The sequence below is a fragment of the Maritalea mobilis genome (assembly GCF_004363175.1).
Classification (GTDB): Bacteria; Pseudomonadota; Alphaproteobacteria; order Rhizobiales; family Devosiaceae; genus Maritalea; species Maritalea mobilis.
In genome coordinates, this window is record NZ_SNYR01000003.1 from 370,218 (window position 1) to 383,390 (window position 13,173).

The window sequence follows — 13,173 nt, forward strand, 5'->3', positions numbered from 1 at the left end:
TCCAAACGATGCCGTAGCTCATGCGGTGTCCACCGCCGGGGTCTCCCGGCGGCTGGGAGGGGTATATCTAAAGGGAGAAGAGATATGCTCGACCGCAACCAACAAAATCAGTTCAAAGCCCCAGAATGGGCACCAGACCGCTGGAAAAATATCAAACGCAACTATACGCCAGAAGATGTGGCCAAATTGGCGGGATCGCTGCCGATCCAACATTCATTGGCGGAAAATGGCGCCAAAAAATTGTGGCAGCTTTTGCATAGTGAAGATTATGTGCCGACCCTCGGCACCTTCACGGGCAACCAAGCGGTGCAGCAGATCAAAGCGGGGCTGAAAGCCATCTATTTGTCCGGCTGGCAGGTTGCGGCAGATGCGAACAATTCAGGCAATATGTATCCTGACCAATCGCTTTACCCTGCGGACAGCGTGCCCGCCATCGTTAAGCGCATCAACAAGGCGCTACAACGGGCAGACCAGATCCAGACAATGGAAAAACTGTCTGGTGAAAGCACCACCGATTATGATTTCTTCGCACCGATTATTGCTGACGCGGAAGCCGGGTTTGGCGGTCAGTTGAACGCCTTTGAATTGATGAAAGCCATGATTGAAGCAGGTGCCGCCGCGGTACACTTTGAAGATCAATTGGCGTCTGAAAAGAAATGCGGCCACTTAGGCGGCAAGGTTCTGGTGCCAACAAAAACCTTCGTCCGCACATTGAACGCCGCGCGTTTGGCATCTGACGTTATGGGCGTGCCCACATTGATTATGGCACGGACGGATGCGGAAGCGGCACGGTTGATCACCTCAGACGTTGATGAATATGACGCACCATTTGTAACGGGCGAGCGCACCGAAGAAGGCTTCTATCGCCTGAAAGGTGGGTTTGATGCCGCGATTGCCCGTGGTTTGGCTTATGCGCCATATGCGGATTTGATCTGGTGCGAAACCTCAACGCCAAATCTGGATGATGCCCGCCGCTTTGCTGAAGCGATCAAGCGCGAATATCCAGAGCAAATGCTGGCTTATAACTGCTCACCATCGTTCAACTGGGCGAAGCATATGGGTGAAGCAGAGATGGAGAAATTCCAAGCTGAATTGGGCGCGATGGGCTATAAATATCAGTTCATCACCTTGGCTGGCTTCCACAATCTCAGCTACACCACATTTGATCTGGCGAGCCGCTATAAGGATCGCGGCATGGCGGCGTATTCAGAATTGCAGCAGGCAGAATTTGGTGCGGAAAGCCGCGGCTTTTCGGCCACACGGCACCAGCGCGAAGTGGGCACCAGCTATTTCGATGCCGTTTCCATGGCGGTTAGCCAAGGCTCCAGCTCAACCACAGCCATGGCCGAATCCACCGAAACTGCACAGTTCTAAGCATCTACCCTTTGGCAATAGGTCGTTGTCCCCACAGTTGACGGCCAAAAGTCAAAACTCAACCGGCGGGTTTCCCCGCCGGTTTTTTTATTCAAATTAGTCGGCCTTTTGGCCAGATGCTAAAGCTTTGCTGGCTTCGGCCAGGCCTTTCACCTCATCAATGCCTGCAAGGATTTCGGCAGATGAGCCTTTAAAAGCATCGCCAATCGGCTCGGCACGACCACCCAGACATTCGGCCAAAAAGCCTTCCATGGTCGCAAAGAAGCTGAGGCGGTTTTCTGGGCGTTGGAAGCCGTGACCTTCATCGGTGTAATTCAAATAAGTCACCGGCAAATTCTTTTCCTTCATCGCATCAGCGATTTGATCTGCCTCGATTTTGGTGACGCGTGGGTCGTTTGCCCCTTGGCCAATCAAGAGCGGCACTTTGATCTTGTCCACATGGGTCAAAGGCGACTGGGCCACAATGCGTTCCCGATCTTCTGGCTTGGCCGGATCACCAATATGACGATAGAAGGTGCCTTCCAAAACAGGTCGCCAATAGGGCGGGAAGCTCTCCATCAGGGTCACCAGATTAGACGGGCCCACAATATCAACGCCGCAGGCAAATTTGTCTGGCGTGAAGGTAACGCCCACCAACGTGGCATAGCCACCATAAGAGCCGCCACCAATGGCAACCTTGTCAGGGTCGGCAATGCCTTGTTCGATTGCCCAGTCGACGGCATCGATCAAATCATCATGCATTTTGCCAGACCATTCGCCGATGGCTTTATTGACGTGATTTTTGCCAAAGCCAGTTGAGCCGCGATAATTGACGCTAAGCACCGCATAGCCTCGGTTGGCCATCCACTGGTGGGTGGCGTTATAGCCATAGCCATCGCGTGCCCACGGCCCGCCATGCACCCACAATAGGGTTGGCACAGGCTTATCTGGAATGCCGTCACCATCTTCATCGCTGCCCGGTGGCAAAGTGTAATAGCTCACCAGTTCCAACCCATCGCGCGCTTTAATCGCCACGGGATGCATAGGTTGCAATGGCGCGTCGGCGAGGGCTGGGCGGCTGGAGAACAGTTCGGTCAATGTTTTGCTGTCGCGATCATAAAGCTGGAAGGTGCCCGGCGCTTCCGCCGCATCATCAACCACCACCCATTTGCGATTGTCGCGCGTGGCACTGGTGATGCTGATCTGGCCTTTGAACTGTGATTTCAAATAGGCAAGATCATCTTCGACAGACGGATCTAAAGCAGTCCATTCTGCCTTCAAATGATTGACTGCATAAGCCAGCGGCTCCAGCGTCACCGGGTCTGACGCGATGTTCGAAATATCTGCGAGATCGCTGCTGGCAATTTCCGTTACCTTGCCGGTCTCAATTTCCACCTTGGTGAAGGCGGCTTTGTCGCGCCCACGGCTGTCGAGCATATAAATGCTCTTATTATCTTTGGTGAACCCGATCAGGCTGGTATTGAAAAAATCATCATTTTCAATGGATTGAAACAGTTCGCCTTTTTCGCCTTTGGCGTTCACATGATAAATATTGGCGCCGCCACCGGGAATGGTTTCCACTGCAAAACGCGGGGTGAGGCTATTATCAATTTCCCAGCCGCCATAGCCCGGATTTTCGGCCAACAGGCTCATTTCGCCTGTGTGATAATCCAGCTCATAAAGATCAAAAAATTGCGGATCACGCTCATTAATGCCGATAATGGCGCGGCCGGGATAATCCTTATTCATTTGCAACATTTGTGCCCGCGCCCCATCCTTGATGGGCGTAAGATCGCGGGTTTCTGCGGTTTCAATATTGGTGGCGTAAAGATGGAAATTCTCATCGCCGCCTTTATCCTGTTGGGTCAGAATATAAGCGCTATCTGGGGTCCAGAAATGGGCATTGATGCCGCGCAACTTATCTTGCGTGATCACGCGGGCTTCGTCTGGCGCGTCTGCGGGCGCCACCCACACATTCATCACCCCATCTTTTGGTGCGAGCCAGCTTAGCCATTTCCCATCGGGGCTGATGCGGCCTTGCGATTGGGTGGGATTGCCCAACAGCGCTTCGCGCGGAATAAGGTCATATTGGGGGGAAGATGCAAATGCGGGTGCCATTGTGCCTCCGGCCATTGAAAGTAAAATTGAACAGGCGACCGTGGCGGCCAGCCCAGATGATTTGATTGAATATGACATATAAGTGCTCCTTGGCAGAATGCCAAAGAGATGAGGCGCATTTGCCGCCGAACAAGGATGAATTTATCCGTTTAACCGATAAACTCGCACTTGAATTGAGCCACATTGAAGTCCACGCGCGCCCGAGCTTTTAGGCGGTTCTCATCTTTTGTGCCATCCCCACAGAATGGGGGGCCGTAAATTCAAACCCATATTGGCGATAAAGGTGATGGGCCTCCCCATCGGCAAACAAATTCACCCAGCAGGAGGTGGGCAAATTGGCTTTGATATATTCATCAATGGCTTGCAAAATCTGCTTGCCCAAACCCTTGCCTTGATGGATGGGTGCGACAGCAATGTCTGTTACTTGCGCAAAGCAACCGCCATCTCCAATAACGCGTCCCATGCCAATCAAGGCGCCCTGTTCATCACGCAAACACACGCCAAATAGCGAATTCTTCATGGCGATTTGCGCCGCGTCTAAAGATTTAGGCTGTAGGCCAGCTAAAACCCGCATATCGCAATATTCTTGCGGGGTAGGCGTCTTGTGTTCGATCTGAATCTTGGTCATGTTGGCTTCATCTATATTTGGTTGGATCGCACATAACGTGCAGAGTGGATTTTTAAAATGAATTTTATAAAGCGTTTATGTCGTGTCTTGGTTTTGGCTGGCTTGGTTGTGGGCCTGAGCAATGGTTCAATTTCAACCTCATTTGCGCAAGCGCCAAAGGGCATCAATGAAGCCTTTTTGGTCGAAAATACAGCCCGGGTCCGCAAGGTGAAATCCTATTATGCGGGCAACACAGTGATGACTTATAACAAGCCCTATGGCACCCAAGTCGAATATTTTGCGCCAAATGGCAAAACCTATCTCTGGTATCCCGGCAATCGGGCCATTGTGCGCGGCGAGTGGAAGGTGAACAAAGGCAAAGATGGGTTTCCGCAAACTTGCTTCCGCTATCAGGCCAACAGCGTCAATCCTTACACCAAAGTGCCCGGTGGACAATGGCAATGCGCCCAATCCATCTACATCATGTTCACAGACATACAGCGGGTGAAGGGCGACGCGTTGGGGCTGAGCAAAGGCTTGCCGTTCAAACTCTCCAAGCGCAAAACCAGTTTTCAGAAATTGGCGAAAAAGGCAAAGCTGGATGCAAACAATTTGCGCTATTTGCCGACGGCGCGGGATAAATAAGCGCAGTTAAACCAGATCAGTCTCCGTCCAGCCAATCGCGGCAAGATCCTCCGCGCGATAAGGTTGATCAATGGCGAACAGAAATTCGTCTAATTGGGGAGGCTTAACTGGACTGCCAGCGAGCATCGCATGGGCTTGCCCACGATGGTGAATTTGGTGCTGAAACAGATGCAACAACACATTTTCCGCGGGCTCAGTGGTGTTGTGTAAGTGCACGATTGCTTCCAACTTTGCCGCATCTAGATTTTGGCAAAATGAGACCAACCGCTCATCCACTTCGCTTTGCGCGTCACGCAGTGCCGCGGGATCATCAAACGGTGTTTCATCCTTCCATGCATCAACGCCAAGATTGCCGCCTTCAAGCGCGTCAACATAATACCAGTCAACCACCAGAATATGGTTCAAGGTTTCCCATAAGGACGGGAAAAAGGATGTGCGTTCCTTTTTAAATTCATTCATGTCCAGCGCTGAAATGGCGGTGAGCAAGCGATAATTGGCGAGCCGATTATTCTGCGCCAACTTCACAAAGGGGCGGGCCACAGGGTCCATAAGTCTATCCCAGATTAAAATTAAGCCTATAGCCGAGGGATTCGGCCACATGATGTCGCTCCACATTGGCCTGATTTTCCAAATCTGCCAAGGTGCGGGCCACCTTTAAAACCCGGTGATAGGCCCGGGCCGACAGATTGAACTTTTCCGCTGCATTGACCAGAAGCTGCTTGGAATCACTTTTCAACTCGACCACTTTTTCAATGATATTTGCGCTGGCCTTGGCATTGGTGTGAATGCCTTTATCTGCCAAATCCGCATAGCGATCTTGCTGCACCTGGCGCGCCCGCGCCACCCGTTGCGCGATGGATTTGCTCGGTTCTGCCTTGCCTTGATCAATCATATCAAGGGCAGATACAGCGGGCACATCCACCCGAATATCAATTCGATCCAAAAACGGGCCGGACAGGCGGGCCTGATAATCAGCTGCACAACGATCGCCCCGGCGGCACGTGTGCCCCGGCGTGCCCGCCATGCCGCATTTACACGGATTCATGGCCGCGATCAGTTGGAATTGCGACGGGTAGCTGACCCGATGATTTGCGCGGGCAATCACCGTTTCACCGCTTTCCAGAGGTTGGCGCAAACTGTCCAACACTTGCGGCGAAAATTCGGGCAATTCATCTAAAAACAGCACCCCATTATGGGCAAGTGACACTTCCCCCGGCTTCACCTTTAATCCGCCCCCCACCAGCGCGGCCATCGACGCAGAATGGTGCGGAGCGCGGAAGGGCCGTCGATCAGACAATTGCCCGCCCGCCAACTGTCCGGCGACCGATTGCACCATGGACACATCCAGCAGCTCGCGCGGATTTAGGGGCGGTAAAATAGAAGGGAGTCGCGCCGCCAACATGGACTTGCCCGCACCGGGCGGCCCAACCATCAAGAAATTATGGCCTCCAGCGGCGGCCACTTCCAGCGCCCGTTTGGCGCCTTCTTGCCCCTTAATGTCGGCCATATCGGGCAGATCAGCGCCCATCTCCTGCCGCTTGGGTTGCGGACGGGCGCACATTTGCGCCCCTTTTAAATGGTTGATCAGCGCCAATAGGCTTTCCGGCGCCACAATATCAAGCTCGTTGCTCGCCCATGCCGCTTCCGGTCCAGCTGCGTTAGGGCAGATTAAGCCAAGTTCCATGGTCTGGGCCGCAATGGCAGTGGGCAACACCCCTGCAACCGGCGAAATGCGGCCATCCAAAGCCAATTCGCCCAAGACCAAATAGCCATTGGCCATATCAGGCGAGATCGCCCCAATCGCGGCCATAAGGCCTAAGGCGATGGGTAAATCATAATGGCTGCCTTCTTTCGGTAAATCAGCGGGGGCGAGATTGACGACAATGCGTTTGGGGGGCAGCGACAAGCCGGATGCATTGAGCGCAGCGCGCACCCGCTCCTTACTTTCCGCCACGGCCTTATCGGCCAATCCAACAATATTGAAAGCAGGCATGCCATTGGCGACCTGCACTTGCACGTCAATAGGCACAGTATGAATGCCCTGAAACGCGACCGTTTGAATGCGCGTGACCATAAATTTCCAAAAACCAAACTAAGTATTATCACGAAGCCTAGCAGGGGATATGGTCACACGCAAGAACGTTTCAGGAACGTCTGCCCAATGCAGTTGAGAACATGCCGCCCATCAAGCCCACATCACGCTGCATGCGTGGCGGCAATGGGTTGTCCATATGATGGGATGCAGTGGGCTTTTTCTCCACCATTGCGGTGTTAATCGCGGTTTCAGTTGAAGGGGAGCTTTTGCGCCAGCGGGCAAAAAAGCCATGGTTCGGTTTAGGGAAGTTGGTCATGTGCAGCTCCTTTGCTGAAGGGGTGCTAAGAGCATGAACCTCAACCGTGCCTTTGACCAACAAAAGCTATGACCTCTAGCATAAGTAAATTTTATGCATGGCATGGTCATCAGTTTAAAGGTTCAGCTCCGCACCTCGGTTTTGTCTTGGTCAGGGAAAACGAAATTAGCGTCCACGCTTGATATGCCCATAAGGCTCAATGCCGAGATCACGCCGCAAATGCGGCGACAAATGATATGTGCTATATTTAGTTTTTTTAGGTCTCGGCTGAGGAGAACTAAGGTTCGGACCACGCTGCGCAAAGTGAATGATTTTGCGCAGAAGGGGTGATTTGAAGGGTATCGACGCAATTTGTAAGGGCATTATTCAACTCCTTAAAGAAAAATGTTGCGTACAATATGAATTGTGGCCATGCTGTTGGCCAACAAAAGCTCTGGCCTCTAGCATAAGGAGATTTTATCTATGGCGCTGGACCCATTGCCTCCGCTCACCGCGTTGCGGGCATTTGATGCTGCGGCACGACACAATAGTTTCACCAAAGCGGCTGAAGAGCTGAATATGAGCCAGGCCGCCATCAGCTATCAAATCCGGCAATTGGAAGATCGATTTGGTGAGCCACTTTTTATCCGCAATGCGCGCCAAGTTATTCTAAGCGAAGCAGGTGCGCGGCTGGCCCCATCCGTAACCGAAGCTTTTGAAATCATCCGGCGCGGCTTTGCAGAAGCCAAAGGCCAGCGCGATGATTTGCTGACCATCACCATGGTGCAAACCTTCGCCAGCTCCTGGCTGGCCCGCTATATTGGTGGATTTCACATCAATAATGGTGATGTGGCCGTCAAAGTGGATATTTCGAGCAATGTGATCTTGGATTTTCACAGCTCTGGTATGGACATTGCCATTCGATCCGGCCATGGCGACTGGCCCGGGCTGGTGGCCAAAAAGCTATTCCATTTCGATTATACAGTGATGGCTGCCCCATGTTTTATAGAAGAAAACACGATTGAAAAGCCCGAAGACATCATGGGGCTACCCATGGCCAGCCCGCACGATCCATGGTGGCGCATTTGGCTCGAGCAGCAAGGCATTGATGCAAAAGGCATGGCACAAGCGCGCGGCCCAGTGTTGGATGTGCAATATATCAATGGCATCGCGGCGCTGTCTGGCCATGCGCTGGCGCTGCTCACCCCAGCATTGTTTTACCCTGAGCTGACCAATGGCAGTTTAGTGCAGCCATTTGATTATGTGCATCGTGAAGAAAAGGCCCTTTGGCTGTGTTATCCCAAAGGGCGCGAAAATTGGCCAAAGGTTAGAAGGTTCGAAGAATGGCTGTTTGCCAAGCTCGATGAAACCATGCCTAACCGACGGATTTAAAACTTAAACCGCACCCCAACCATGCCAGCATTGGCGCCATCAATGGGCGCAAAACCAGTGGTGCCCCACGCGCCTGAGCGGTGCTGCGCCCGCCAGAACACTTCAAGCTCTGGATTGTCGACATGGGAAAAACTGATTTCCGGCCCCACATAAAAGAGCAGATTGGCAGGAATATCCTGTGCCTCTTCCCGCTCTTTCGCGATGCCAAATGTGTCAGTGACTGCGCTGAGGCCCAGCGTAAGCGACGGGGAAACGCGAACTGTATCGCCCAGCACCCAACCATTATAGCGGCCAACACCACCGGCCCAAACTTCAGCAGTGGCAGGGCCTTCGCCAAAGCGGCCAGCCACACCAGCTTCAAGGCCCCAATTCCAGCCTTCAGGATCGGTGATGAAAAATTTCTGATAGCCAAGGGCTATACCATAGAAATTTTCAGGGATCGGGTTGGGCGTGAAAGTGTGACCGAAATAGCCTTTGTGATAGCGCCCGCCGAAAATAAACACAGACTCATCAAACGCATCGCTGGTCATCACCGGCGCAGGGTCAACCATAGTGGTTGGCGGCACATCGCCCGGCAAAGATTGTGCGCCCGCGCCCTGAAGGGCGGGAACGCACAAGGAAAACGCTAGCAAAACTGATTTGGAGGTCGATTTCGACAAGACAGCACCCAATTACTTCGTTGTTTGCGGCCTTGCCTAAACTCTTTTGCAAAGCGCGCCTTTTGAAAGGCTTCATATCAGAAACGCGTGAACATTCATATAGTTCCACCGTGTCGTTTTGATTACACCTTTTGTGCAAAAATCTGCTGGATGTGCGTATACAGCCCACCCAAAACCGCCATCCGTTCTTCGGGATTATGATCCGCAATATGCGGGGGCATTTGGTCCATAAAGCTGAAATGGTGTGCGCCTACCACCATCTGCACGCTCACTTCCAATTGCGGCGGGCAGAGACCGGCAAAAAGCTGGATCGCGTTGGGTGGGATAATATTGTCCTCGCTGCCACCGACCACAGTCAATGGCGTTGAAAGCGCGTCTAAGGCGTTGGGGCCACGGAAGAAATCGATGGCAGGGGTCAGCAGTGCCAAATGCGTAAATTTAAAGGAAAATGGGTGCTCAATCGCCTCGCGCTTGATGGTGTAAGCCGTTGCCCCGGCCAAATTGAGCAATAGGCTCGCACCGATCGAATGGCCAACGCCAAACAAGCGCGTAGTGGGCACCGCCAATTGATCTGCAGCGACGCAAAGCCGGTCTAGCCGTTCCAGTAACTCGGCGCGCGTCGGCACTGGGTCTGGCAGCATCTCAAAATGTGGCGCAATCACATTGAAACCCGCTGTGTGAAAACTGTGCAGCAAGGCGTGATGCCGATCCGGACTGCCGCCGCGCCCGGCAGCAAACAATAATGTTGGCGCATTGGGGCCAACGGCCAGATGTGTGACATTGAACGGACTATTGGAGCCGGAAAGCTGATGCGTTTGCTCAATCATTGGGCTATCCCAGCCGAGCGACATGCCAGCGCAAATGATCATCCATAAAGCTGGAAATGAAATAGTAGGAATGGTCATATCCCTCACGCATATTGAGGGTCAGATCGATCCCGGCCTTCTCGCAGGCATCTTGCAGCAGCCAAGGCTTTAAGCCATCATCCAGAAAACCATCCGCACTGCCTTGATCGACCAAAATCGTGTCGTAGCGCGCGCCGTCTTCAATCAGCTGTACCGCATCATAATTGCGCCATGTCGCTTTATCTTCACCGAGATAGGCGGTTAGCGCTTTGGTGGACCAATCGCAGCTAGAGGGGTTCACAATTGGCGCAAAAGCAGAGCAGCTCTTAAACTTCTCAGGGTTTTTCAACGCTAGGGTCAGCGCCCCATGGCCACCCATGGAATGGCCAAAAACCCCAACACGCGCTGGATCAATCGGGAAATTGGCCAGCACCAGATCATAAAGCTCATCGCGCACATAGGTTTGCATTTGATAATGGGCGGCCCACGGGGCTTCCGTCGCATCAAGATAAAAGCCCGCGCCTTTGCCCAATTGCCAATCATCCGCATCGTCGGCCACATCTTCGCCGCGCGGTGACGTGTCGGGGCACACAATAATCAACCCCAATTCCGCAGCCATGCGGCGATATTCGCCCTTATCCATCACATTTTGATGGGTGCAGGTGAGGCCAGACAGATAAAACAGGGCCGGACATTTTTGCTTTTTGGCCTGCGGCGGCACAAACACCGCAAATGTCATTTCACAATTGGTGGCGACAGATTGATGGCGATACACCCCTTGAACGCCATCAAAGGCCTTGGCTTTGGAAATGGTTTCTAATGTCATTTTTGTCCTCGTTATTTCTTGCTGCCGTCACTCACTGCGTTCGTAACCCCGGCACCCCCGCCATTTTTTTGCCGCCACCGGACACTGCGTGTCCGTCCCCGGCACCCCCGCCGATTGGTGCCCATCATAGACGCTGAGCAGGTATGGGGATAAAGCGTGTTAAAGCTCCTCTATGGCCGTCCCGGCCTTGAGCCGGGACCAAAGTGCAACCCTAGAAGAGCTGGCCCCGGATCAGGTCCGGGGCGGCCTAGTGTGGAGTGGCGCAACGGCTCAAGCGTGCATCAAACCAACCAAACTCTAATACACCACCACAGAACGGATGCTTTCGCCGCTATGCATCAAATCAAAGCCTTTATTGATCTCATCAAGGCTCAGCGTGTGGGTGATCATGGGGTCGATTTCAATTTTGCCTTGCATGTACCAATCAACAATTTTCGGCACATCGGTACGGCCACGGGCGCCGCCGAAGGCAGTGCCTTTCCAGGTGCGGCCTGTTACCAATTGGAACGGACGGGTGGAGATTTCTGCGCCAGCAGGGGCCACGCCAATAATGATGCTTTCGCCCCAGCCCTTATGGGCACATTCCAGCGCTTGCCGCATCAAATTGACATTGCCGATACACTCAAAGGTGTAATCCGCGCCACCGCCAGTCAAATCCACAAGGTAAGGCACCATATCGCCTTCAACCTCTTTCGGGTTGACGAAATGGGTCATGCCAAAGCGCTCGCCCCAAGCTTTCTTTTCTGGGTTGGTGTCCACGCCAATAATCATATTGGCCCCGGCCAAGCGTAGCCCTTGGATCACATTAAGGCCGATGCCGCCTAAGCCAAACACCACCGCGTTTGCACCGGGTTCAACCTTGGCTGTGTTGATCACCGCGCCAATGCCAGTGGTCACGCCGCAACCGATATAGCAAACCTTGTCGAACGGGGCGTCCGGGTTAATTTTGGCCAGCGCAATTTCAGGCACCACGGTGAAATTGGCAAAGGTTGATGTGCCCATATAATGGAAGATTTTCTCGCCATTGATGGAAAAGCGCGAGCTGCCATCTGGCATCAAACCGGCCCCTTGGGTGGAGCGGATTTTTTGGCACAAATTGGTTTTCGGGTTGAGGCAATATTCGCATTCGCGACATTCTGGCGTGTAAAGCGGGATCACATGATCGCCCGGCTTGAGCGAGGTCACGCCCTTGCCCACTTCCACCACAACGCCTGCGCCTTCATGGCCCAAAATAGCTGGAAAAATGCCTTCAGGATCGGCACCAGACAGGGTGAATTCATCCGTATGGCAAATGCCCGTGGCTTTGATTTCCACCAACACTTCCCCGTCGCGCGGGCCTTCCAATTGTACCGTTGTCACTTCCAATGGTGCGCCCGCTTTGGTAGCGATTGCAGCTCTTACATCCATTTTGGCCTCCCGTTCTTTTTCTAAACGCTATCTGAGAATCACCCATAAGGCGAGTGGGGAAATTCAGCAAAATTTTCTGCCCGCAGCATAAATATACGCATCCTCAGTGCGACAATGTTAGTTCATTCATATTCCGGCCATATTAGGCAGGGCAATCTGCAACCAAAATAATGCAGCAAGGTTATTCTTCATGTTTTTAAAGCCAATTCTCGCCGCCGCTTTTTCCATCGCTCTTTTTGTGCCTGCGGCGCAAGCTGGGCCCATTTGCACGCTAATCGCCGATCCAGTGAAAAATACGCCTTTGCTGGAAGAAGGTGATTGCGACCACCGGGCCACGCCCGCATCAACATTTAAGTTTGCTTTGGCTCTGATGGCGATTGAAGACGGCATCATAACAGATGCAAACGCGCCAAAATGGCCGTTTAAAAATGGCTATGCCGCGTGGGGCGGAAAAAACTGGAAACGTGAAACCGACCCAACCGACTGGCTGAAATATTCGGTGGTCTGGTATTCCCAATTGATCACCAAGCAAATGGGCGTGGAGAAATTAAACGCCTACGCGCAAGATTTTAGCTATGGCAATCAGGATTTTTCGGGCGACGCAGGCAAAAACAATGGCTTAGAGCGTGCGTGGTTGGCATCATCATTGAAAATTTCGCCAAACGAGCAATTGCAGCTTTTGGCGCGGTACACCAATAAAGACCTCAAATTATCAGAACGCACCTACGCGCTCAGCCGAGACATTATGCCCTCACAAATGATCAATGGCTGGCAAGTGTTTGGCAAAACCGGCATGGCCTATCCGCAAACCAAAAATGGTCAATATGATCGGGATCGGCCCTATGGCTGGTATGTTGGTTGGGCAGAAAAAGGCGATCAGCGCCGCGTCTTCGTGCGTTTGCGCCAAGATGATCGCAAAATGGAAGGGGCCACCGGCAAGCGGGCGCAGACCAATGTTTTAGTGGCGCTCACACCATTTCTAACAGAATAG

The 13,173-nt window shown here is 52.8% G+C and carries 13 protein-coding genes; 4 read left to right on the top strand and 9 right to left on the bottom strand.

What is annotated here, in order from left to right:
* Positions 1–84 precede the first annotated feature (84 nt).
* The gene (aceA, locus tag ATL17_RS14510; protein WP_133573533.1) at positions 85–1,374 is read left to right on the top strand and encodes an isocitrate lyase; all 1,290 of its coding nucleotides are present in this window, start codon (positions 85–87) and stop codon (positions 1,372–1,374) included.
* Positions 1,375–1,470: 96 nt separating this feature from the next.
* On the opposite strand, the gene ATL17_RS14515 is transcribed toward aceA, so the two are convergent.
* Positions 1,471–3,549, bottom strand: coding sequence for a S9 family peptidase (locus ATL17_RS14515; protein WP_208111219.1), 2,079 nt, complete (start codon positions 3,547–3,549; stop codon positions 1,471–1,473).
* A 130-nt stretch (positions 3,550–3,679) separates the two neighbouring features.
* Positions 3,680–4,099: a GNAT family N-acetyltransferase gene (locus ATL17_RS14520; RefSeq protein WP_133573534.1), complete on the bottom strand. Its 420-nt coding sequence runs from the start codon at positions 4,097–4,099 to the stop codon at positions 3,680–3,682.
* A gap of 57 nt (positions 4,100–4,156) precedes the next feature.
* On the opposite strand from ATL17_RS14520, the gene ATL17_RS14525 reads away from it, so the two are divergent.
* The gene (locus ATL17_RS14525; protein ID WP_133573535.1) at positions 4,157–4,723 is read left to right on the top strand and encodes a hypothetical protein; all 567 of its coding nucleotides are present in this window, start codon (positions 4,157–4,159) and stop codon (positions 4,721–4,723) included.
* 6 nt (positions 4,724–4,729) lie between these two features.
* Here the strand turns inward: ATL17_RS14525 and ATL17_RS14530 are convergent, their stop codons facing one another.
* From ATL17_RS14530 to ATL17_RS14540, 3 genes are all read right to left on the bottom strand, one after another.
* Positions 4,730–5,272, bottom strand: a complete 543-nt coding sequence (locus ATL17_RS14530) for a DinB family protein (RefSeq protein WP_133573536.1) — start codon at positions 5,270–5,272, stop codon at positions 4,730–4,732.
* Between the two features lie 4 nt (positions 5,273–5,276).
* Entirely contained in the window at positions 5,277–6,797 is a 1,521-nt protein-coding gene (locus tag ATL17_RS14535; RefSeq protein ID WP_133573537.1) for a YifB family Mg chelatase-like AAA ATPase, read from the bottom strand.
* 70 nt (positions 6,798–6,867) lie between these two features.
* Positions 6,868–7,074 carry a hypothetical protein gene (locus tag ATL17_RS14540; RefSeq protein WP_133573538.1) on the bottom strand — a complete coding sequence of 69 codons (207 nt, stop codon included), beginning with the start codon at positions 7,072–7,074 and terminating at the stop codon, positions 6,868–6,870.
* A 462-nt stretch (positions 7,075–7,536) separates the two neighbouring features.
* Between ATL17_RS14540 and ATL17_RS14545 the strand changes: the two genes are divergently transcribed.
* A complete protein-coding gene (locus ATL17_RS14545) occupies positions 7,537–8,445 on the top strand; it encodes a LysR family transcriptional regulator (RefSeq protein ID WP_133573539.1) in 909 nt (302 codons plus the stop codon).
* Here ATL17_RS14545 and ATL17_RS14550 read toward each other — a convergent pair.
* The 4 genes from ATL17_RS14550 to ATL17_RS14565 form a co-directional block, all read right to left on the bottom strand.
* Positions 8,442–9,104, bottom strand: a complete 663-nt coding sequence (locus ATL17_RS14550) for a hypothetical protein (protein ID WP_133573540.1) — start codon at positions 9,102–9,104, stop codon at positions 8,442–8,444. The two genes, ATL17_RS14545 and ATL17_RS14550, sit on opposite strands and share 4 nt — an antisense overlap.
* A gap of 122 nt (positions 9,105–9,226) precedes the next feature.
* Positions 9,227–9,931 carry an alpha/beta hydrolase gene (locus ATL17_RS14555; protein ID WP_133573541.1) on the bottom strand — a complete coding sequence of 235 codons (705 nt, stop codon included), beginning with the start codon at positions 9,929–9,931 and terminating at the stop codon, positions 9,227–9,229.
* A 4-nt stretch (positions 9,932–9,935) separates the two neighbouring features.
* Positions 9,936–10,775: an S-formylglutathione hydrolase gene (gene fghA, locus ATL17_RS14560; protein WP_133573542.1), complete on the bottom strand. Its 840-nt coding sequence runs from the start codon at positions 10,773–10,775 to the stop codon at positions 9,936–9,938.
* A 297-nt stretch (positions 10,776–11,072) separates the two neighbouring features.
* The gene (locus ATL17_RS14565; protein WP_133573543.1) at positions 11,073–12,182 is read right to left on the bottom strand and encodes an S-(hydroxymethyl)glutathione dehydrogenase/class III alcohol dehydrogenase; all 1,110 of its coding nucleotides are present in this window, start codon (positions 12,180–12,182) and stop codon (positions 11,073–11,075) included.
* 190 nt (positions 12,183–12,372) lie between these two features.
* Here ATL17_RS14565 and blaOXA point away from each other — a divergent pair, with 190 nt between their 5' ends.
* Positions 12,373–13,173 carry a class D beta-lactamase gene (gene blaOXA, locus ATL17_RS14570; RefSeq protein ID WP_133573544.1) on the top strand — a complete coding sequence of 267 codons (801 nt, stop codon included), beginning with the start codon at positions 12,373–12,375 and terminating at the stop codon, positions 13,171–13,173.

Excerpts from the sequence above, each read along its gene's own strand:
- ATL17_RS14525 (WP_133573535.1), top strand. The coding sequence starts at position 4,157 with ATGAATTTTATAAAGCGTTTATGTCGTGTCTTGGTTTTGGCTGGCTTG.
- ATL17_RS14535 (WP_133573537.1), bottom strand. The coding sequence starts at position 6,797 with ATGGTCACGCGCATTCAAACGGTCGCGTTTCAGGGCATTCATACTGTG.
- aceA (WP_133573533.1), top strand. The coding sequence starts at position 85 with ATGCTCGACCGCAACCAACAAAATCAGTTCAAAGCCCCAGAATGGGCA.
- ATL17_RS14515 (WP_208111219.1), bottom strand. The coding sequence starts at position 3,549 with ATGTCATATTCAATCAAATCATCTGGGCTGGCCGCCACGGTCGCCTGT.
- blaOXA (WP_133573544.1), top strand. The coding sequence starts at position 12,373 with ATGTTTTTAAAGCCAATTCTCGCCGCCGCTTTTTCCATCGCTCTTTTT.
- ATL17_RS14540 (WP_133573538.1), bottom strand. The coding sequence starts at position 7,074 with ATGACCAACTTCCCTAAACCGAACCATGGCTTTTTTGCCCGCTGGCGC.
- fghA (WP_133573542.1), bottom strand. The coding sequence starts at position 10,775 with ATGACATTAGAAACCATTTCCAAAGCCAAGGCCTTTGATGGCGTTCAA.
- ATL17_RS14545 (WP_133573539.1), top strand. The coding sequence starts at position 7,537 with ATGGCGCTGGACCCATTGCCTCCGCTCACCGCGTTGCGGGCATTTGAT.
- ATL17_RS14530 (WP_133573536.1), bottom strand. The coding sequence starts at position 5,272 with ATGGACCCTGTGGCCCGCCCCTTTGTGAAGTTGGCGCAGAATAATCGG.
- ATL17_RS14555 (WP_133573541.1), bottom strand. The coding sequence starts at position 9,931 with ATGATTGAGCAAACGCATCAGCTTTCCGGCTCCAATAGTCCGTTCAAT.
- ATL17_RS14565 (WP_133573543.1), bottom strand. The coding sequence starts at position 12,182 with ATGGATGTAAGAGCTGCAATCGCTACCAAAGCGGGCGCACCATTGGAA.
- ATL17_RS14520 (WP_133573534.1), bottom strand. The coding sequence starts at position 4,099 with ATGACCAAGATTCAGATCGAACACAAGACGCCTACCCCGCAAGAATAT.